The following is a 21300-nucleotide window of genomic DNA, read 5'->3' on the forward strand; positions in this document are numbered from 1 at the left end:
AGTGGGGTGGGAACGATGTCGTGAAACCAGACACTGTCATCCCGACCACTAGGCCGCGGAAACTCAACGGTTTCCGCGGCCTTTGAGGTTTCTGAAATTGAACCGTCCACGTAAAACCCATGTAAAACCCGATCCCGACACCCTCCCTGGGGCATGGCTCTCCAACCGAGAATGGTTGCTCCAGGTTGACCCTGTTTCTTGTCTGACTAGCGCACCTCGCTGGCATGGATACGAAGCCCACCCCTCACCGCTCCCTCGAACCGCTGTTCGACATCACCGAGCTTGCCGACTATCTCGGGGTTCCGGTCTCGACGCTCTACGACTGGAGGGCACGCGGACTCGGCCCTCGCGCCTACCGCTTCGGCAAGCGGCTGAAGTTCGCGCTCTCCGATGTGCAGAACTGGATGGAGACGCAGCGCGATCCCGGCAGCCTCGAATCGGATCGGGGGTGAACTGATGAGCAGGCCACGTCTCCCCATCGGTACCTTCGGTGACATCTGGTTCATCTCTAGGCCGAACAATCGCGTTGAGGCGCGCGCAAATATGCGAGATTGGGATGGAGTCACCCGCCCCGTGCAGGCCACCGCTGCTACGAAGAGAGCTGCCGAGGCTGCGCTTAAGGTGAAGCTCGCTGAGCGCACTCAATTCCAGCCTTCAAACCTGACCCTCACGCCAGACAGCCCGTTTACTGAACTCGTGACCTACTGGCTTGAAGACCTGGAACTTGAAGATCATCTTGCCAAGGCCACCAAGCAGCTCTACGAGCGGAACATGCGAACTCTCGTACTCCCCGCGTTCAAAGACTTCACGCTGCGGGAGATTGGCGTTGCTCGCTGTGACCGGCACATTAAACAGCTTGCCCGCCAGAGCTACAATCGCGCGAAGCAGGCGCGCAACGTCATGCGTCTCGCTTTCGGGCTTGCCGTGCGGCATGAGGTTCTGCCACGTAACCCGATGGACGGCATCGCCAAACTGCGGAAGCCACAACACACTCCTGATGCGTTGACCCCGGCTGAGGTAAACGCGGTGCGTGCCGCAATCGCTCATTGGGAAACTGGCCTTTCATCGTCTGGCCCAAAGCCTGACGGTCAGCTTGGGCAGATTGTTGAGGTGCTGCTGGGCACTTCCAGTCGTATCGGAGAGGCGCTGGCTTTCCGGCGTATGGATGTCGATGTGGCTTCGGCTGTGCCGACGATGGAGGTTGCGGGCACGATCGTTTGCCCGAAGGGTGAGCCGGTGCAACGCCAGGATCATCCGAAGACCTCGAAGTCGAAGCGCACGGCAGCGATTCCTTCGTTCACTGCCGAAGCAGTACGCAGCCGCCTGAGCAAACTCACCGATACCTCGCGAGAGGCACTGCTGTTCTGCTCTCGCGAGGGCACTCCGCTCTCTCCGGCGAATGTGCGCCGTCAACTTCGTCAGGCTTTGAACCTGGCAGGACTCTCGGGTATCACTCCGCATATGTTCCGCCGAACCGTCGCCACCGCAGTGAGCGAGGCGGCAGACGTGGAACTTGCCGCCGAACTGCTCGGGCACACTGATCCAAGAATCACGATCCAGCACTACATTCGCCGCAACCAGATGGTGAATGCGAAGACTGCCGAGATTCTTGAGAGTGCATTCGCGAAGCCAGAGTAGAACTCAGGAGGAATGGTTGAGGCCCCGAGACAAACATCGGGGCCTCAGCCATTTCTGCAGTTCAGTTGGCGTCGCTTGGCTCACACGGGGTTGCAGGAACGTGAAGACTCATCTTCAGCGAGAAGCTTGAAGTAAGCATCTTCGTCGGCACGGCGCGAAGCCACATCGGCTTTGACGAACTCTACGAAGTCGGAGTCGCGGTCAACGATGGGGGCCTCCGCCGCCGCAGGGTACGGGGTGTCGCCCGGCCAAGTGGTTTGCCGTGTGGGGCGGTCACGGTCGATGCGGGTGCCGGAGGCCTGCACCCATTCGCGCAGGCGCATCCGAGCTTCAGTGAAGTCGCGGTGCCAGGTGATCGGGCCGCTGGCGTGCTGTTCAGGATCGTAGGCACCGAGCCAGTGACAATGCAGCGCCGAGAGTTCCCATACCAACTCGGGGTGTCGGTGCCACAGCGGGGGCAGCACTGCCGGTGTGAGACCGTAGGAGAGTTTCAGCCAGGAGACCCAGCTGTTGAGTTCGAGCCACTCGATCTCGGCTTGTTCGCTGGTGAGTAGGTTCCAGTTGATCGGTCGCGGAGGTGCGCTCACTCTGCCGCCCGCATTCACCGGGGTACCGAGACGTGGCAACTCTCGTGATGTCGATGCCGATGAATCTGGTTCGACTGCCTCCGGGGCGGGAGGAAGTTCACTCGGATCCATGACGTCCTCGCTCATCGACTCACGCCGACTGATGCCGCGTTCATGTGCGTGGTGCGGCGCGGCTCAGGATGCGCGCTAACTGCCGTCGAGTGCTCCTGCGCGGTGCTGAGTGCCTGCCTCATCGCGGTCTGCTCTACCGCACGCTGTTCGGTGCGGGGGCTGCGGTCGACCGTGTAACGGGTGCGTCGGGTGTTGTGGCCGATCTGCTTGATCTCGAAGCGTTCCTTGCCCGTCTGCTCGCTGACTCGCACCACCCCCTGCGCGATGAACGAGTCGCCCTTGTGGTACTGAGCGAGGATTGTCTCGGCAGCACCCCAGTACGCGGTGAGCGCGTGAAAGGTTGGCTCTTCCTTGATCGTGCTGCCCGTCTCGGGATCGTGAACGAATCGCTCGGTGCCGTAGCGGGCATAGATTTTGGGTGCGCCGTCGCGGGTCTTGCTGGGCTTCGGGTCGGTTGCAAAGAACCCGACGATCGCATCGAGGGTTTCGATCGGCTCAGATGCGGGGGCCGGTTCGCTGCTGTCGTTCATTGGGGTTCTCCTTGCCTGTAGCACCGCGCCTCCGCGCGGCAACAAGGAGGTGAGGTCGCCACCCCGAGAAGCGATTACCGCCCGATCTGCAACCCAGACGGTCTCGGCGGCACCGGGGCGAACGCGCTGGGAGCAGCAGCCGGAGCATGGGGTCGCTGCTGCTCGGGATCGGAGCGCACCCCGCCCAGTGGCTGATACGCGCGCACCGCCTCAACCGTGAGTTCCGGGCGAGACGGCGAAGCCGAGACCCGCTCAGGCTCTGGGGAGGGTTCCTCCGGGGTTTGCCGCTGCATAACGGCGATCTTCTTCTCGACCTTCTCGAGGTCGGCCTCAGCCGCAGAGAGCGCGAGGGCATGCTTGAACGGTTGCCCGAGACGCTGCTCGGCATCCTGCCGGGTCTGTTCGGCTCGCGCTAGATCCTGTTCGGCTTCGGCCAACAGCTTCGGGAGTGCAGCCATACGATTCTCGATCCGCTGGATCAGACCGACACCGCCTTGCAGGAACGAGTCTCGGGTGACAGTAAACGATCCCCTCGGTACTCCGTGCAAGCTGGTACGCACGAGCACGTCTCCGGCCATTTCGGGCACGAGCTCGCAGCTGATGTCGAAGCCGCCGATCCGCCCGATCACGCCGTAGTCCTGTGCTTGGTGACGCCCTGCGTATTGCATGTTCGCTTGCCTTGCCCATCCCATGAGCGCGTGGCCGGCATCGCTACGCGAATCGTAGAAGCGGCCTTGGATCGTGATGCGGAACTTCTCGGCCGTGGTGTCGATCATGTTCGGGATCGCTGCCCGTGTCCCGTCGATGTCATCGGCAGCACGGGCAGCGTCTTGAACTGCCTGGGAACGGGTGTATTCGAGCATCCGCTCGTTGTTCTGGTGCGCCCGGTCGAGTCGTCGCAGCCGGGTAACTTCACTCTGAAGATTGGCCTGATCGAGCAACAGTGGGTTGCCGGACGAGATGGCTTTCGCCTCGGCAGCGGTGAGCGAGGCTGAGTCGATTTCTTCGATCTCGCGTACGTCCAGCCTGCCGCGCATCACCTGTGAAATGAACTTCGCTTTACGCTCAACGCCCTGCCACATATACGAGTCGAAAGAACGCTCGGTGACGAGCCTGACGATTGCGACTTCCTCATTCTGGTTGCCTTGCCGCAGAATCCGGCCCTCGCGTTGCGCAATATCAGAGGGTCGCCAAGGGCAGTCGAGGTGATAGAGCGCGATGGCTCGTGCTTGAACGTTCGTGCCGACGCCCATGCGTTCGGTGGAACCGAGAAGTACAGAGATGTGTCCGGCGCGGGCAGCCGCGAACAGGCGACCTTTCTCGAGGTCGTTGCGGGCCTCGTGAATGAACCGGATACCCTCGGCAGGCATCCCACGGTAGATGAGTTGGGTGCGCAGTTCCTCGTACACATTCCACCGCTCCTTGTTCGGTGTCGAGAGGTCGGAGAATACCAATTGCATCGCACCTTTGATCGGCGATGGCTCACCGGTCACCGTATCGAGGTACTCGGTATCTCGGGTGTTCTCCCAGGTGCGGAAGATCATGTCGGCCGCGACGTCGACCTTGGTAGGGCCGGAGGGATGGTCAGAGACGATCAGCCGCATATCGAGTGCGGCTTTCCTGCCGTCGCTGGTGACCGAGAGCATGTTGTCCTCGCGCGGGTCAACACTGCCGGAGGCGATCATCTCGGCACGTTCACCGAGGGTCTTCACGAACGCCACCAGTTCGGGCGATGGGGCTACGCCTCTGGTGAGCGGGGCACGGTTGCCATCGTCGCGAATACGAATGTCGGGAACGGGGAGCTTCAGATCCTCGGCGGTCTTCACATCAGCGAACGTGCTCCACATCCTGAGCATCTCCGGCACATTTTGAAACTTCGCGAACCGCGTTTTCATCCTGAACGATGCTCCCGTAGGAGACATCTCCATCTGCGTGACTGTCTCGCCAAAGGTCGCCGCCCATGCGTCGAAGCTCTCACCGATTCCGGCAGCATGGAACAGGTCTGGGCGCAGGTAGCGCTGCATCACATACGCTTCGGTGATGGAGTTCGAGATTGGCGTCGCCGTCGCAGCGGTCACGATCCTTGTCTTCCCCGTCGAACGGAGATACTCGAGCTTCATGTGAAGATCGGAAGCGCGCTCTGACCCGGTGATCGAGGCGTCTCGAATGTTCGACGGTGTGGCAAGGTTCTTGAACAGGTGCGCCTCGTCAACGATGACGTAGTCAATGCCCGTGTCCTCGAAGTTGATGCCCGGATCGCGGGGTTTGTCTGCGAGCTTCTTGAGGCGTTCCTCGGCCATTGTGAGGGCGCGCTGCATCCGCTTCACACTGATTCGATCATCCTTGTCGGCACCCTCGAGCGCGGTGCGGAGAGCGTCGAGTTGCCGGTCGCGATACTCGCGCTCAGTATCGACCCGCAGCGGCACGCGCTCGAACGCGGAGTGCGTCATGATGATCGCATCCCACTCGTTCGCCGCTGCTCGCGCGACGAACGCGCGCCGCCGATCCCGCGTCACATCCTGGCTCGAGGCTGTGAGAATCTTCGCGTTCGGATACAGCTGCAACCACTCACGCGAGAACTGTTCCAACATATGATTCGGCACCGAGACAACGGGCTTGTTGATGAGGCCCATGCGTCGCATCTCCATCGCCCCGCACACCATCTCAGCGGTCTTTCCTGCACCGACCTCATGGAAGAGACCGACGGAGGGTTCTGCGACCATCCGGGCTACGGCTGCGCGTTGGTGCGGGCGCAGCGTGATCGTGTTCGCGGCAAGCCCTGGGAATGTGAGATAGTCGGCTGCGCTCGTGTAATCGCGGAGCGCGATGCACGCGAACCTGCGGTTGTAGCCGTCTACCAGGGTGCGGGCGCGCTCGGGGTCTTCCCACACCCACTCAGCGAACCGCTCCTGTAGCTGGTTCGCCTTCTCCTGCGCGGCCGCTGTCTCGGTGGGGTTGAGTACCTGCCGTTCTTTGCCCTCCACGTCCTTTTCGGTGTCGTAGACGAGGATGGGCCGCTGCTCAGCGAGCGCTTCAAGCAGAATGGGCGCGGAGCGACGCTCGGTACCCCATTCAGAGGTTGATCGCATACCGTGCCTGCCGCCCTTCACCTGCCACATGCCTGGCACCGGGTTCTCGACCACGACATCACGGGCCTGCAGAAGCTCGGTGAGGAACTGCTGGTGAATCTGCGCGCTGATCCACACCGCTCCGATCCTCGGCGTGATGTCTTCAGCACCGAGCGGTTCAGGTTTCACCTGTTCCAGCGCGGTGATGTTCACCGAGAACTCGGGATCACGCTCTGCACGCTGACGGGCAGCGTCGAGCTTTTTGTAGATGTCACCCGAAAGGTACGCCGGGGCATGGATCAGCTCATCGGTCACCGGATCGGTGAACACCAGGCCGTCGAGCGCGCCGCGAGCCTCGTGCTCGCTCATGCCGAGCAGATCAGCGATCAGGATCAGGTCAATCCCGCCGGTACGGTCGAGACTCACCGCCACCGCGTCCGCAGGGGTCTCCACCCCTTGAATCTCAGGTCGAGGCACCACGACCCGCTCGCTCAGCAACGTCGCCGGAGTCGCCTCTTGAGTGGTTTCCTCGGAGTTCTCAAGCGCGAGCACGAGCGGCCCGAACGGGTCGCTGCGCAGCAGCCTGATCGGGGTAGGAACCGTGCGCGCGTACTTCGGGTTGCCGTCCTCATCGAATCGCCCGGTACTGCGCAGCTTGTAGCGATTCAGCGCCCCATAGACGCCTACATACTTCTGGTAGGAGCGACATAGCTGCTCGCGTGCCTGATCGAGTTCAGGGGTGTCATCGAGCGAGTACGCCTCCATCGTGAGCAGCGTCGACGCTTGATCCCGCAAACTGAGTAGCGCTCGTAGCTCTCGTGTCGCTGACTTCGGTACGGCGAACGGCACGACTGCGCCTGCGACGACCACGCCGAAGCTGCCATTGTCGTGCGGCACGATTGACCCATCCCAGCGGCCAGGCTCCGATGGCACGAATGCCGCGCGCCGCGCCTCGACCTCCGGTGCTGCCTCGGTCAGCGTCAATCCCTCACGACGTGCCTGGAACGTCAGCTGTTCGAGTGCGTTCCGCAGGTGCTCGGCGGCGTGCTCGTGGTCGCCTTTCACAACGAGGGTGAGTGCCGAGTAGAGGCCGTGCTGCATCCCGATGTCACCGAGCACCATCTCCGGGTGCTCGTCAAAGTAGCGGTTCAGGTTCAACGGTTTCCCGTCGAAGTCGAGTTGTGTCACCGTCTCCCAGGTGAGGTCGCGCGGTGGTTCACCGTCTGCGCGGCGACGGAACAGTAAGAGGTCGGTAACGATCTCGGTGCCTGCGATCCTGCGGTGCGCGCCGCTCGGCATCCTGACCGCGCCGATGAGGTCAGCGACCGCGTTCATCTCCCGACGTGGGCCAGGGCTTCTGGCGTCGAGCGTGTAAAAGGAGGTGAGTACCGCCATCAGCCCGCCGGGCCGCAAGAGCCTCAGCGACTTGATGATGAAGTGATTGTGGATCGCATACTCAGAGGCGTTGTACACCCGGTCATGCAGCTGGATCTTCCCGTAGGGCACGTTGCCCACCGCGAGGTCGAATGTGCCCTCGGGGAATCGGGAGTCTGCGAACGACTCGGTGCGAATATCTGCGTCGGGGTAGAGTGCGCGGCTGATCGCTGCCGTCATCGGGTCAAGCTCTACGCCAGTCGCATGGGCGCCTTCGAGTGCGAGGCCGATGAATGTACCGGAGCCGCTACCGGGTTCGAGTACGCGACCGCCCGTGAAACCGAGGTCTCCGAGTGCCCGCCATATCTCACGCACGACATCGGGGTCGGTGTAGTGCGCGTTCATCGTCGTGCGGGCCGCAGCCCGCCACTCGTCTTCACTGAGCAGTTCACGCAGTTCGGCGCGCTCTTTCTCCCATTCCGGTTTCGACGTATCGAAAACGTCTGCAACCGCACCCCAGCTCGACCAGCGCGCGAGCACCGTCTGCTCAGCCTCCGTGGCCGGCCGTTGCTCCACTTCAAGCTGCCGCAATAACCGGATAGCGGCGACGTTCGCATGGTAGCGGCTTTTCGCGCCGCTCGGCGGGCGAGCCTCGACCGCACCCGGCACAAACCGGGGTGCAGTCTGGTGAGGCGGTGCTGGCTCGGGGGTCTCGGCTACTGGACTTCGCGGAGGAAGCGAATGTTCGCTGCTTCTTCCATGATCCCCTGATGCTGCTCCAGGTAGCGGTAGGGGTTCTCCGATCCGATCAGGCCCTCGAAGAACCACATCGGGATGGCCCACTCCTGAGCTATCTCTTCCAGGTCCTCCGTCGAGTAGATCGGGTACGGGCAGTCCTGAATCCGATAGACGATCATCATCAGCCCCTCGTCCATCGGCCGGGTGTCCTCCCACTCCTGCCGAGCCTCGGTCAGCGTCAGCGAGGGATCGCTCATCCATGCGAGTTGATGAGTCATGGCGATCTCCTCCGCTATCTTCCGGGCCGTGGCCAGCAGTGCGACCTGGGTAAGATAATCCTCCCTCGCTTCGGGCATTTCCGCCAGCATCACGCGCGCCATGTCCTCGCTCAGCGAACTCACTTCGCCCAGCACTTCGGTTCCAATCTCCGAAAAGAGTGTCTCCAGATCCTCGCTCGAAGCCGCCAAAGTCTTCATGTGGTACGGGGCGTACCTCTCCCAATGTGCCCTGATCCGGTGCGCGTAGTGCGTCATTTCTCCCACCTGCTTCTCGTGTGCCAGCTTCGGCAATATGTGCGTCAGCGATTGTTTCGTCCAGGCCCCAGAGGTCGAGCTCAAGCTGATCTGGTGGCGGCTGCCGTCTACGCCTCGCCATCGGAAGCACCGCCTCTCAAGGTGGATTCGAGCCGCGCCCGATCCGAGCGAAGCTGTGCCGCATCGTTACGGGCTGTCCAAGGCCGTAGATCGGTGATGATCGGGGGTGCGGCACGCAGCAGCGTCACGCCCGTGCCAAACGGGATCGTGCGCAGCTTCTCTGGCGGCATGATCGGTACCCTGCGGATCGACCGCTGAGATGAACGCTCACCGTAAGCGCCCATCGTGATCGAATCGGTGTGCTCGTCGCGTTCCCCGAGCAATGTGCTGAGGTCTTGCAGGTCGCGCGTGTTCGACGCGCCACCGAGGATCACTTTCACGATCGACGCATCCCAGATCGCGTTCGCGGAGTTGTCACCCCATTTCTCGCGCGCCTGCGCGAGCGATTGCAGGATCGGCACCGTCGTAATGCCGGTGCCACCGCCCTCAGCCATGAGCGTCGGAAGCGACGGCAACGGGGCAATGTTCGCTATCTCATCGAGCACCAACGCGAGCGGCGGATCAAGCCGGGCACCTGCAGAGACCGCCGCCAGGCGGCGGGCGGTCTCCACGATGTCTTCCACAAGCGCCGCGACAAGCGATGCCGACGCGCCAGCCCCGGCTCCGGTCGCAAGCAGATACAGGGTGCCCCGATCCGCGAGGAACTGCGCCGGGTTGAACTCTTCCCCAGGGCTGGGTGAGACGGTATCGAGCACTCGGGGGTCTGCGAGCGCGGCGAGACTGAGCGCTACACCCTGCCAGATGCTATCGCGTGTTCTCGGGTCAGCGTCGATCACGCCGCCGAGCGCGTCAGCCCACCCCGACGCCGCAAGCGGGGTGCTTTCAAGGATCGTGACGGCCTCAGCAGCGGCGGCGGGATCGAGCGTCCACCTGAACAGCTCAGAAGTGGGCCGCTCGTCGAGCGCGGCAGCGTGCAGCAGTGACTGCAACGCCACCCGAGTCTTCGCCTCCCAGAAGCCACCATTCTCGGTATCGCCAGAAGCCAGCCCGGTCGCGGAAGCGAGGCCGGTGGCGCGGATCATCGCGGTGAGCGGGTCGGTGCAGCCCCGAACCGGCGACCATCGCATTCCCGCAGGAATACCATCGGCGAGACGTTGCGGATCGAACACCGCCACCGGCCGGTCGCCTCGCCTGCGCACCTCGAGCGTCGCCGTCACATTGTCCGGGCGAGTCGACGTCGTGACCACCGCGCCCGGCGCATCAAGGATCATGTTGATCGCGAGATGCAACCCCTTTCCAGAGCGGGGCGGGCCGAGCACGAGCATCGAGTCTTCGACCGACGCCCACACAGGTTTGCCGTGGGCGGAACCGAGACGGTAGCCAACGTCTGACGGCTGGGGAGTGGCGAGCGTGGAGCGCAGGTTTGTGGCGCGGCGCATGAGCGCTCTCTCGGATGCTTGTGCCTCGATGTCTGCACGGGTCGCAACACCGACGATCCTGCGAGGGTCTGCCTCTCGTCTTTTCTGGCCGCGACGCACGAGCGTCCACACCCACAATGCGATGCCGGAGATGAGCCCCAGAAAGACGGCGGTGACGAGCCAGTACGCGACCGGGTTCAGCCTTGGCGCGCCGAGCGGCGTACCTGGGTCACCGGGAGTGAAGAGCACTCCGACCCCTGCCGCGATCCCAGCCTCCGGCGCAGGGAGGCCGGTCGCCCACGCGGTGATGGTGCCAGCGGCACGCAGCACGAGTGCGAGCGCGAACAAGGCGGCGAGGCCGATCATCGCGAAGTTGGTCAGCTCGTGCCCGTACCCGCCGACTTGCCGGTTCATGGTGTGGCCCGAACGAGTTGCATGGTGCCCGAGACGCGCCCAACCAGCAGCATCTCCTGCACGTTCGCCGGTATCTGATCCTGCGCCACAACCGCGTTGACTCGCCCGTCTGGGGCGGCGCTGCCGTAGCCGATGATCGGCGCGATCGCGACATCCTCGCCAGCGAGAAACCCATGCCCCTGCACCGGCACCGGAGGCGCTTGCATGACCGGCACCGGATCAGACACGGGAGCGACCGGATGTGCGGTTGGGGCGCGCGGCGGCATCACGACATCAGTGAATCTTGCGCCGTCGTACTCGGTGACGGTGACCTTGACCGCTGTGCCCAGGCTCGTGGTGATAGCTTCGAGCACTGCCGAGAACGCCTCCCTGCGCCAGGCTGGAGCATACGGCGGCGGCTCGTACACTTGCCCGTCGAGCAGCACCGTCATCGCCCCATCGGGCCGCACGCTCATCTGCACGAGCGGCAACCGAACCGGAGCACCAGCGGCGGCTTGTGGGGTGGGCTTCGCACTGTGCCGCTTCACCCGAACACCATCCGTTCGGAAGCACGACGGGCAGGGAAGAACAGGGGGCTGTGACATCTCATGCCAGGCATGTGCGACGGCAGACCCGAACCCGAAGAGCGGGAGTGCCGATGCAACACAGACGGGAGGCGCAACCGAGTTTCGGCTGCGCCTCCCGCTGGGGGTTGGGGATGCTTAGTTCATGAGTTCGTCGAGTTCGTTCTCCTTTCCATCAGTACCAGTGGGGTCTTCGGCTGCGGCTTCGCGTTCGCGCTGCTGAGCGAGGCGACGCCCGAACAACATCACGCCCGCTGCGGCGAGGATCGCGACGCCCGCGCCGATGCCGAGAGCCCACATGCCGCCGTTGTCGCTGTCGGTCACCGCGAGCTCAGGCGGAGCGGTCAGCTCGGTCACGACCTTGGTGGTCTCGTTCGGGGCACCGCACTGGCCACGATGCAGCACGTCACCGTCGGGGCCGTACAAGGTCTCCACCCAGTAGTAGGTGCCGACGCGATCAAACTCCACATCGTTCGAGCGGTAGTCGCCCGGCCCGTCGACCTCGATGGTCTCGGAGGTGAAGACCAGCTCGTCTGCGGTGCAGAGCGCCTCGCTGCCGTCCTGCCGGTACGCCTCGAACTTCAGCGTGGAACCCTCGGGCACCTTCCCTGTGACGGTCGCGACATCGTGCGCGGGATCACCGAGCAGCACCTCGGGCACCGCGTTCGTGACCACGGTCACTTCCTCGGGCTGTCCGGTGACCACGGTGGTCTCACCCGGAGCACCGCAGCGCCCCTCGGCGATCACTTCGCCGTCCTTGTCGTACAGGGTCTCGACCCAGTAGACATGGCCGGGCTGGTCGACGCTCGTGGTGCCGGAGCGGTAGACACCCGCCTGGGTGACAGGAATCTGCTCGCTCGTGTAGAACGGGGCCTCGCACTGTGGCTCAGCCTCGGGATCGACCGGGCCATGCGCCCGGAACACGAGATACGCGCCTTCAGGGATGTCGGTGCCCTGCACGAGCGCGAGATCCTCGAACGGTTCACCGACGCGCGCCTCCGGGGTGGCCTGCGTGATCACTGACACCGGCTGCCGATCATCGGGCGCGAAGAACCGCTCCCGAATATCGCCCGGCGAAGTCGTGTGCGGCTGCGCCCGGTCATCGCCCGCGAAATGCGACACGATGACGTAGTAGCCGGGCTTCACCGGCTTAATCGCATCCTCATCCGTGTACCCGAGATGGTAGCTGCCGTTCCTGGCGGGCGTCGTGATCGACGTGAGCACCGGGGCATCCTCGAGGTCGAGGTCATCGGTCAGCTCGTCCTCGGTTTTGAACGGCCCGTACACGGTGTGCACGACCTCATCATGGTCGGCACCCCAGTAGCCGTCGCCCTCGAACTCGCCGTGATTCTCGGGGAACCCGCTCATCTCGATCCGGTCGAACGCGCGACCGCCTTTGAGATGCACGTTGAACTCCTTGACCTCGGACACGATCTTGATCGGCCACCTGACTGAGTGCGTTTCGATGTTGATGCCGTAGTCATCGGCCCAATCGGCGGCGAGGTAGGGGCGCACCCATTCGGGCTGGTCAGCGCGCTTCATCTCCCACACCCAGGTCACAAACCCCGCGTTCGGCAGAACGATCTCGGGGCTGGTGTAGGCGCCGGGGCCGGTCGCGGTGATTGTGACCGTCTCGATCGCTCGCGCATCGGCGGGCACTTGGCCGGCCTGTACGGGCGGCAGCGTGCGGGGCACCTGATAGGCGGTGCCCTCGAAGATCACGGGGATGTGCTCGCCGTTGTGCTTCAGCCAGACCCCATTGCTCGAGGACACGGTGATCGTGTCGGTCACCGTGTCGCCGGGGTTCACGAGCCGCTGGTCAGCGCGCGAGACCGCCTCGGGTTGGAATGGCACCACCGACGTCTCCGGCACGAGACCGAAGCGGTCAGTGAACGAGTCGGTGAGGTACTTCGCGTTGTCGCCCTGAGGGTCCTTGTCGATCGACCAGACCCAAGTGTAGAAACCCGACTCGGGAGCGGTGATCGTGCCCGGCGACGTGTAGTTGCCGGGGCCGGTCAGGGTGAGCTTCTCCGTGCCCGCGACAGGCGCACCGCTCGGCGGCGCGTTCGCCTCGGCGGGCTGCGCGTCGAACGGGCCGTAGAGCGTACCGACGGCCTCGACCGGGATCGGGGAACCGTTGATGCGAATCCACGAGTGCTTCGTCACCGTCACATTCACGCCGTCAACGAACTGGTCGCCCGCCTGTACGAACTTCGATGCGACCTGCGTGGTCAGCTCGGGCTGGAAATCGAGCGCGATCACGGGTGACTGGGCGGCGGCTTTCACCGGCTCGAAGCTCGCTGCTGCGAGAATCCGCTGCTCGCCGGGAGTGTAGAACATATCCACCCCGGCACCCAGCCCCGCAGCCTGAGACGAGAACGACGCACTCACACGGTACTCCGGCGCACCCTCAGCAGGGGTGCCGGTGATCGCGTGCGTGCCCGCACCGAGTGTCGCCGTCGTCGCACCGTTCGCAAACGTCGCATTGGTGAGCGTCACTGCGCCCGTCAGCGATCCCGGCGTCGTACTGATCGTGAGGCGACCCTGGTACTGGTCGCTCATCTCGATACTCATCGACGCGGACGGCTTCGCCACCGCGTTCTCGGCGGCAGCCTGCCGCATCACTGCGAGGTTTCCGAGCACCGTCGACCGTGCACCAGCCGGTACGCGCTCGATGAAGTGCGCCTCACCGCCGCGCGCGGCATAGGTGTCGTGATCGGCGACATCCCACACGAACAGTTGCACCGCAGCCGTGATCGCCGGGTCTGACGATTCACCCCAGGTCGCCATCACATAGTTCAGCTGCGCGAGTTGCCCCTCGGAGAGATTGTCGAGGGTGGTCTTCAGCTCGGGATGCTCGGTGTTCCCGTAGGGCGGCAGCGCGTCGATGTCCATGCAGTACGCCTGACGGCCGTGCGAGGAGAACGAACCGAGCCACAACTGCTCATTCCCATACCCGACACCCAGGGTCGCGGCCTGCGCAGCCGGGGCAGGCATCATGACGAGGCTCGACACGAGCATCAGCAACGCCAGCAGCAAGGTGGCGAACTGTGCTCGGAATCTTCGCTCCTGGGGATCGACCCTCGGCCGATCATCCGGTGGGCGGGTGGACGTATAAGACATAGATCGCTCCTGACTCCTGTGTTGACAGGCCCCGCAATACGGCGATGACCCGACAGCGAGGTAAGACAGGAACCCCGAGCACGAAGAAACGGTCTGAGAAGCGCAGCACTTCTCAGACCGTTCGCGGAGACGAGGATTTTCAGCCCATGCGGGTGGTGGTGTCGAACGCTTCGAGCTCGGCAGGATGCAGTTGGTGCTGCGAAACGAAGCTCCTGCCCTTGATCTTCCACAGCCCTTGTCCGACACCGAGACCCGGCAACAACGACTGTTCGGTGCGAGTCAGCCCCAGCGCCTTTGCGGTCGCGCCCAGCTGGTCGGGCTCCTGCCGATAGATCACCCGTGTCTCGGCGTTTGCGAGCAGCGACGATGCAAGCGCGCGCATAGCGGAGCCACTATCGCCTACGTTGTCGAGGTCTGAGAGCTTGTGGAACACCAAGACGTTGGCGATGCCGTAATGTCTCGCGAGTCTCCACTGGCTGTCCATGCGTCGAAGCAGTGAGGGGTAGGCCATGAGCCGCCAGGCTTCGTCGTAGATCACATACCGCTGCCCGCCTGCCGGATCGAGCAGCGCACCCTCCATCCACGCAGACGAGCAAGTCATGAGCACTGAGGTCAGTGCGGAGTTTTCGACCATGCGCGACAGGTCGAGGCTCACCATTGGCAGCGACGGATCGAAGCGGACGGTCGATGGCCCGTCGAAGATGCCCTGCAGGTCGCCCGCGACGAGTCGCCTGAGCGCGTGACCCAAATGTCGGCCGTCTTCTTTGAGTCTGCCGTCAGCGTCGCTGCCAGGCTCGAGGATACGGTCGACCACTTGCGGCAGGATGGGCGTGCCGTGCTCACGCATCACCGCGCCAAGCGCGTGGTCAATGCTGGTGTGTTCCAGTGGGGTGAGGGGGCGGGAGAGCATAGTTTCTGCAAGTGCGCCGACGAGTTCACGGCGACGCGCGGTGACCTGAGCCGCCCAGTCTTGATCGCTGATCCCTGCCGCACGATAACCCTCATCGAGCGGATTGAGGCGGTGTGGCAGGCCACGTCCAAGAATGATCGCGCGCCCGCCGACCAGCTCAGCGACGGGAGAGTGCTCGCCTTTCGGATCGCCGGGCACATAGACTCTGCGCCCGAACGGCAGCGCTCTCGTGTAGAGCGATTTCACGAGCGCCGACTTGCCGCTGCCCACGATTCCCGCGATCACAATGTTCGGGGCGGTGATGAGGCCGCGCTGGTAGAGCGTCCACGGGTCATACACGAACGAGGCACCGGAGTAGAGATCCTGCCCGATGAACGCACCGTCTGAGCCGAGGCCGACCTCGGCAAGGAACGGGTACTGCGCCCCGAGCGTCGCCGTCGTGTCTTGATGCTTCGGCAACCGAAACCTGCCAGGAGTGCGCAGCGACTCAGGATACGGCTCGCCCGCTGCGGGGAGATAGACCGTGTTCCGGCGCTCCTCCCGTTCGGCCTCGCGCCTGGCTCGCAGTTCGGCATCTTCACGGGCGCGCGCCTCGTAGCGAAGCTGCGCAGCCGCCCGGCGTCTGGCTTTCTTCAAGCGTCGACGCTCGGCGGTCGGGGCGACGAGCACGCTCGCGTGCAGACGCTCCTCGTCACTCACCGCGACAACCCCGCATCGAGGCTCTGCGGTGCGGCCGTGCGGGAAAGGCCGTGCGCGGCTTTGGGCGCAAGGGTGCCCGAATCGAGCGGCTCCGGCCTGAGATGCGTGGTGACGCTCGCAGCGGGCGGAGCATCGGGGCGATGTGGGGTCGGCCATTCAAGGAGCGAGAGGTGTTCGGAGGTGCGACCCAGGCGGGTCTCGGCACGGTCGACAAACTCTGCGGCTTGGAGAAGGTCACGGGCTGCTTCTTCGATCACCGCGACACCAGAGACGATGGTGCCGCCGGTTCGGATGATCGCCTCATCGTTCCGAGCGATCGCACGCGACGCGAAACTCCTGAACACGTCGGGCAGCAGCCGAGAGATGCCGAGCAGTTCACGGTTCAGATCGTAGAGTTCGCGGAGTGGGGTGTCACGAACGGTGTGCGCGAGGTAACGGAGTGCATCGTAGGCGGCGGTCGCCGCTTCGCGCGGGGTCTCATATTCAGGCATCAGTGGTGTCCAATCAGTCGGGGCGGGTTCAGATGGGGCGGGCGAGCGGGAGGGCTGCGGCGGCGAACGCGCGGGCCTGCTGCCCGACCAAACGACGGCATTCGCAGGAGGCTTGGATTGCGGCCTGTTCGACCGCGGCGACCGCTGCCTCGAGTTCCTCGCTGGTTGAAGCTGTGACCGAGATGAGGCCGGTGACGCGGGCGAGGCCGTGCCCGGCAGAGAGGTCGGCCTCTTGCTGCATCACGTCGACGTACTCGGCAGCAGTCGCAGCGTCTTCGATCTGCCCGATCTTCTGCCGCTGCGTCTTATCCGAAATCAGTTCGGTGCGTTTGCGCCGCAGATCACGCGCCGCTTGATCGGCGCGCACCGGCAGGTAGTGCAACGAGAGAGTGCGCAGGATCCCCGACGAGAGCACGAGGGGTGAGAGGAAGCCTGGGTAGACCTGGCTCCTGGGCCATTCGCTGACCCACAACACTGCATGATGCGCACTGTCAGACCTGATCGACTCCCACCGTTCTGTGACAGCGACCGGGCCAGCGGTAGCGAGGTCGCGTCCGAGCTCGCCGTGACGTTCGAGCGCGGCAGCGGTCGCGGGATCGTAGGCTGCGCGCAGCACCATTGCGACATCGCCTGGGGTGAGCCACCCATCAACCTGCAGGTCTGCGGCACGAATCGCCGCGACCAGGGTGTGCATCTCTTGCCGCAGCACCTGTGCAGCCCCGCGCACGCCGCCGCCTGCGGTGCGGATCGCGCGTGCCGCGAGGCGCATATCGAGCGAGAGCGAGACGGTCGTGGCGTGCCGTTCCCCGGTGGGGCCCGCCCGGTCGATGAGTTCGCCATAGACGGTCGCCGCCCACGAGCCGTCAGCGTTGCCGTGCTCCTGCCACCATTGCGCAAGCCCGGTGCCGGAATCGGGCAGGGTGCGTTCCGACACCTGGATGCGGGCGATCCTGCCCGACCTGCACGCGGAAGCGAGCACTCTGCCCCAGCCGTCGACGCGGCGCTGCTGGTCGCCTGGATCGAGCAGCACGAACGCGGGGTGGGAGACTCCGAGGATTGCCGTCAAGAGGTGCTGGTGCGGGTCATGGATCATCGCCGCCCCGGTCTCATCGTCCACCCACTCCCGCAACGCGGCGGCATCGCCGGGAAGCGCGAGCGTGCCCTCGGGGCGAAGCCGCATAAGGGCACGTCGATACTCGGTCTGTCCGCTCGCTTGCTTCTGCCACCACCGCAGCACGATCGGCGCCCACTCGACGATCTTCCGCCCGCCAATCGGTACAGTCGCGGTGACAGCGGCAAGCCCCCCAAACCGGGGCAGTCCAGGCAAGCCCCGCACCACCCGTGACGTAGAGGCCACCGACTGCGGCGACGAGACCGATCCCGAGCGTGACCAGCTGGGGCAGGGAGAGACCGAGCATCACGCCCCGCTTGGTGAGGCGCGAGAACTGCACGGTCGACAACTCGAACTCAGACATGACCGCTCCTTACGCTTTCGGGGTCGAACTATCGCCAGGGTTCGTGCTTGGGCCAGGCGGCAGCGCGCGAGGCGGCGGTACCTGCCCGTGGCGTGCGGGAGGCGGAGCCGAACTCTGCCCCGGCGTGCTCGCGCCCTCCATCTGACTGTCAGCCTGCTGCGCGACCTGACTGCCAAGCTCCGGGCCGAGGGTCGCGGCCTTCTTCGCCGCTGCCGCACCGAGCGCTATCCCAACACCAATCGGCCCGCCCGCAGCACCCGCGCCAACGCCCGCCCCGGTGCCAGTCCCAGCACCTGTACCTGCACCAGTACCGGCTCCAGCGCCAGCACCGCCTCCCGGCGGGGGCGGCGGGGGCGGCGGATTACCACCACCGCCCCCGCCAGAGGGCGGCTTATCGCCGCCACCCGAGCCGCTCGAATCGCCGAGAACACGAGATGGATTCCCAGGCATCCGATTCGGCACAGGCACCGGTCGGTTGAGCGCTTGCTTCGCTTCGGACTCGGTGGACATGGCGTGGTAGTAGTCGGTGCCGAGCCACGAGATCGCCTTGTAGGTGATGTACGGGGCGAAGGCGGCAACCGCGAGGAGCACGATCCCCGCGAGCGGGTCAGTGAGCGCCTGGATGTCGAGGGCGATGGGCACAGAAATCTGTGCAATAGCGACCAGTAGGATCACGGTCAGCACGAGTTTCGAGACGATGAGCGCGACCACGAACATCAGCCATTTCCCCGCCCACCCGCGCGTGGTATCCCAGGAGAACCCCGCCAGTGCGAGCGGCGCGAGCGCGACCGTCAGCAGGAGCAGGCTCTTTCGCACGAGCAACGAGAACCACACGATCGCAGTCGCCGCGATTGACAGGCCGCCGAGGAACAGCGTGACGATTGCTCCGATACCTGGGGAACCGAGGTTCAACGTAGTCAGTGCGGTAATGAGCATCGTGATCTTGTCGCCCATTGACTGCATCGAGTTCCCGGTCGCTTGCACAATGCCGAGGCACAGCTGATCCACGATCTCTAATCCCAGCGCGACGAGCGAGACCGCGACGAACGAACCGAGGATGCTCTTCCCGAGACCGATGCCAGCTCGGGCGAGGCCGCCTGGTTCTCGTTTCACGACGGCGGTGATGAGTTGGAAGCAGGCCAGCAGCAGAGCGATCATGACGCCGATGCCGAAGATGAGATTGTAGACGCCGACGAACTCGCCACTGGTGACGTCGACCATCGTGGTTGAGTCGAATACGATCCAGAGGCCTTGGATGAACCAGGCCGCAGTCTGGCCGACACCATCGGCGATCCACTGGATCGGAGCGGCAGCGACCATCGCGGTGGTCTCATCTGCGGCATCGCACAGCAGCGAGAGAATGGGCTGCTCACACAGACTCATTAGAGACTCTTTCGTTCATCAGATCGGCGGGTGGCGGTTAGACCGACTGGCCGACATCCCAGAAAAAATTGATCAAGGTCACGGCCGCCCCGCACAGCACGGCTGCGCCGCAGCAGATCAGCACACCCGTCTTCCCTCGGCCCGCCAAATGCGGGTTCGACGAGTTCGCACCAAACGCCCAGACCACGGCACTGATAATCAAGCCGAGCGCGGACAGGATGAGTCCGAAAGTCATGACTGCGCCGACGATCAATCGGAGGGCGTCGATGCCCGGCAGCCTGGACGAGTTGGGGTCGATGTCGATCATGGGTGAGGCTCCTCACAGCTCTCAAGACGGGAAGGGAACACCGATGAGGTACCTGCCGAATCCCGAACACAAGTCGGGCCTGACAGTGACGCTCATGCGTCTGCCAGGCCCGAGTGGTGAGGGCGGTTAGAGGGTGGAGCCGTAGCTGAGGAAGAGGTTCACGATTGCGACAGCAGCTCCGGCCATGAGTGCACCGCCGAGTGCGACGAGCACACCGACGCGGCCGCGCATCGCGGTGTTCGGATTCCCGCCCCAGGTACCCAGCGCCCACGCCACACTCGAGATGATGAACATGAGAGCGCTCACAATGAGCACGAACATGAGCGCAGCACCGATCACTTCCTCGAAGCCGCCCAGATCGAGGGAGCCAAAATCGGGAAAGACATTCATGCCGCGACCGCCTCGCGCGAACCCTCTTCGGCCGGTGCATCGCCGTCTTCGCTGCCGGGGTCGGCGTCCTCTTCATGGGTGGTGCAGCCTGCACGGCCGGGAGCCTCGCTGCCGGGGCCGGTGAGGTCGATCGCTCCGTGTGCGGCAAGCCACGGCTCCGGGTCGATGGCCTGCCCGTGCGTGCCACCGGGCCGCACTTCGAGATGCAAATGCGGCCCGGTCGAGTAGCCGCTCGATCCGACATCGGCGATGTGCTGGCCAGCGGTCACCCGATCGCCTGCAGAGACATGGATGCCGTGCGCCCACATATGCACATACGCGGTCGCGATCCGCTCTCCGCCGATGGTGTGCTCGATCGTGATAAGGCCACCCCAGCCGCCGTCGATCCCGGCGAAGGTGACGATGCCGTCAGCGACGGCGAGAATCGGTGTGCCGTCAGGGGCCGCGAGATCGAGACCGTAGTGGTAGCTTTGCTCTCCGCTGATCGGGTCGATGCGAGGCCCGAACCTGTCAGTGACGACGTAGGTGCCTTGCGCCATCGGGAACACGATGCTCTTCGACTCGGGCGGAGCCTCGGTCGATACAGCCCCGCCACCGCCTCCGGTGGTCTGCGTGGTCGGCACCGTGCAGTTCCCGTTCCCTGGCACGGCGACCAGCACCAGGCTGAACAGCCCTGCGCTCGGAGCGAGCGCGAGCGCCGCGAGAAACGCGAGGATCTTCTTCATCACCGACCTCGCTTACCGCAGCGGCGTATCGAGTGCCGTCAACCGCAGCAGACGGCACTGCTCATACGACGGCTTACAGGCCACGAACATGGTGAACGCGACCGGATGCTCGGTCGTCACCACTTCACCATCCCAGACCCCGGATCGGTGCCTCGTACCGTCGACGGTGTAAGCGATCGTGCCGGGCTGCAGCGCATCCTCTCGGGCCTGCCGTACAACGTCGGTCCAGCCATCAGGCACGCCAATCGTGTCGATCTCGAGGTGCTGCCGAGTCTCGTACTGTTGCAACTCTTTCCAGGCCGCGTTGTTCGGCAGGTAGGTAGTGAGGTCTTTCACCAACCCGTTGGTTTCCAGATTGTCGGGATCGGAGCCTTGATCGAGGATCGACTGCACATAGTCGACCGGGAGATACCCGTCGTTCGTATCCCACGCGAAGATCGCGGAAGCGACCGATTCCGCGAAGCGATCAGCGTCCCCGGTCTGCGCGACCTTCCCGAACACTGGCCGGGCCTGCTCAGCCGGTTCCGTCGCATCGGGGGCTGTGGTGGTGCCGACCATTGGTGTCAGCTCGTCGTCGGGTGGGCCGAGCAGCAGCCCAATCGTGGCGATGACGAGGACGAATAGGAGCCCGGTGCCGAGCACCGTAGCCACGATCATGCGCAACCGACGCGCCCGCTCAGAATCAGTGGCCGGTTGCTGCGGTAAGGGAGTGCGACGTTTCATACCGCACAGGTACGAGACTGCACCCCGGACACCGGCTCAG

The 21300-nt window shown here is 64.3% G+C and carries 16 protein-coding genes and 1 pseudogene; 2 read left to right on the forward strand and 15 right to left on the reverse strand.

The features are described from left to right. Positions 1 to 224 precede the first annotated feature (224 nt). The gene (locus EG850_RS12500; protein ID WP_124973983.1) at positions 225 to 452 is read left to right on the forward strand and encodes a helix-turn-helix transcriptional regulator; all 228 of its coding nucleotides are present in this window, start codon (positions 225 to 227) and stop codon (positions 450 to 452) included. Between the two features lie 4 nt (positions 453 to 456). Continuing rightward, complete coding sequence (locus EG850_RS12505) at positions 457 to 1638, forward strand: tyrosine-type recombinase/integrase (protein ID WP_124973985.1); 1182 nt, start codon at positions 457 to 459, stop codon at positions 1636 to 1638. An 80-nt stretch (positions 1639 to 1718) separates the two neighbouring features. On the opposite strand, the gene EG850_RS12510 is transcribed toward EG850_RS12505, so the two are convergent. The 15 genes and pseudogenes from EG850_RS12510 to EG850_RS12575 all read right to left on the reverse strand — a co-directional run bounded on the left by EG850_RS12510 (position 1719) and on the right by EG850_RS12575 (position 21260). Next, positions 1719 to 2225 (reverse strand): hypothetical protein, encoded by a 507-nt coding sequence (locus EG850_RS12510; protein WP_235829333.1) that lies wholly within the window; start codon positions 2223 to 2225, stop codon positions 1719 to 1721. Positions 2226 to 2347: 122 nt separating this feature from the next. Continuing rightward, positions 2348 to 2866 (reverse strand): single-stranded DNA-binding protein, encoded by a 519-nt coding sequence (locus EG850_RS12515; protein WP_124973987.1) that lies wholly within the window; start codon positions 2864 to 2866, stop codon positions 2348 to 2350. A 74-nt stretch (positions 2867 to 2940) separates the two neighbouring features. Beyond that, positions 2941 to 7899 carry an SNF2-related protein gene (locus EG850_RS12520; RefSeq protein ID WP_235829335.1) on the reverse strand — a complete coding sequence of 1653 codons (4959 nt, stop codon included), beginning with the start codon at positions 7897 to 7899 and terminating at the stop codon, positions 2941 to 2943. Between the two features lie 125 nt (positions 7900 to 8024). Further along, entirely contained in the window at positions 8025 to 8579 is a 555-nt protein-coding gene (locus EG850_RS13600) for a hypothetical protein (protein WP_235829337.1), read from the reverse strand. Positions 8580 to 8686: 107 nt separating this feature from the next. Further along, positions 8687 to 10471: a type IV secretory system conjugative DNA transfer family protein gene (locus EG850_RS12525; RefSeq protein ID WP_124973991.1), complete on the reverse strand. Its 1785-nt coding sequence runs from the start codon at positions 10469 to 10471 to the stop codon at positions 8687 to 8689. After that, positions 10468 to 10998 carry a hypothetical protein gene (locus tag EG850_RS12530; RefSeq protein ID WP_124973993.1) on the reverse strand — a complete coding sequence of 177 codons (531 nt, stop codon included), beginning with the start codon at positions 10996 to 10998 and terminating at the stop codon, positions 10468 to 10470. Before EG850_RS12530 ends, EG850_RS12525 begins: the two co-directional genes overlap by 4 nt. 174 nt (positions 10999 to 11172) lie before the next feature. After that, on the reverse strand, positions 11173 to 14157 hold the full coding sequence (locus EG850_RS12535; protein ID WP_185715074.1) for a hypothetical protein: 2985 nt from the start codon (positions 14155 to 14157) through the stop codon (positions 11173 to 11175). Positions 14158 to 14296: 139 nt separating this feature from the next. Further along, the gene (locus tag EG850_RS12540; protein ID WP_124973995.1) at positions 14297 to 15766 is read right to left on the reverse strand and encodes a TraC family protein; all 1470 of its coding nucleotides are present in this window, start codon (positions 15764 to 15766) and stop codon (positions 14297 to 14299) included. Continuing rightward, the gene (locus EG850_RS12545) at positions 15763 to 16257 is read right to left on the reverse strand and encodes a hypothetical protein (RefSeq protein WP_124973997.1); all 495 of its coding nucleotides are present in this window, start codon (positions 16255 to 16257) and stop codon (positions 15763 to 15765) included. The genes EG850_RS12540 and EG850_RS12545 overlap by 4 nt, the downstream gene beginning before the upstream one ends. Positions 16258 to 16285: 28 nt before the next feature. Continuing rightward, a pseudogene (locus EG850_RS12550) lies at positions 16286 to 17732 on the reverse strand (SCO6880 family protein). Positions 17733 to 17741: 9 nt separating this feature from the next. Next, a complete protein-coding gene (locus EG850_RS13350; protein ID WP_185715075.1) occupies positions 17742 to 19115 on the reverse strand; it encodes a conjugal transfer protein TrbL in 1374 nt (457 codons plus the stop codon). 37 nt (positions 19116 to 19152) lie between these two features. Beyond that, on the reverse strand, positions 19153 to 19422 hold the full coding sequence (locus EG850_RS12560) for a DUF6112 family protein (protein ID WP_124973999.1): 270 nt from the start codon (positions 19420 to 19422) through the stop codon (positions 19153 to 19155). A gap of 126 nt (positions 19423 to 19548) precedes the next feature. Then, on the reverse strand, positions 19549 to 19812 hold the full coding sequence (locus EG850_RS12565) for a DUF6112 family protein (protein ID WP_124974001.1): 264 nt from the start codon (positions 19810 to 19812) through the stop codon (positions 19549 to 19551). After that, entirely contained in the window at positions 19809 to 20537 is a 729-nt protein-coding gene (locus tag EG850_RS13775) for a M23 family metallopeptidase (protein WP_124974003.1), read from the reverse strand. The genes EG850_RS12565 and EG850_RS13775 overlap by 4 nt, the downstream gene beginning before the upstream one ends. Before the next feature lie 12 nt (positions 20538 to 20549). Continuing rightward, positions 20550 to 21260, reverse strand: a complete 711-nt coding sequence (locus EG850_RS12575) for a hypothetical protein (RefSeq protein ID WP_124974005.1) — start codon at positions 21258 to 21260, stop codon at positions 20550 to 20552. Positions 21261 to 21300: the final 40 nt, after the last annotated feature.

Origin of the sequence: Gulosibacter macacae, assembly GCF_003865375.1 — a bacterium.
GTDB classification, from domain to species: Bacteria; Actinomycetota; Actinomycetes; order Actinomycetales; family Microbacteriaceae; genus Gulosibacter; species Gulosibacter macacae.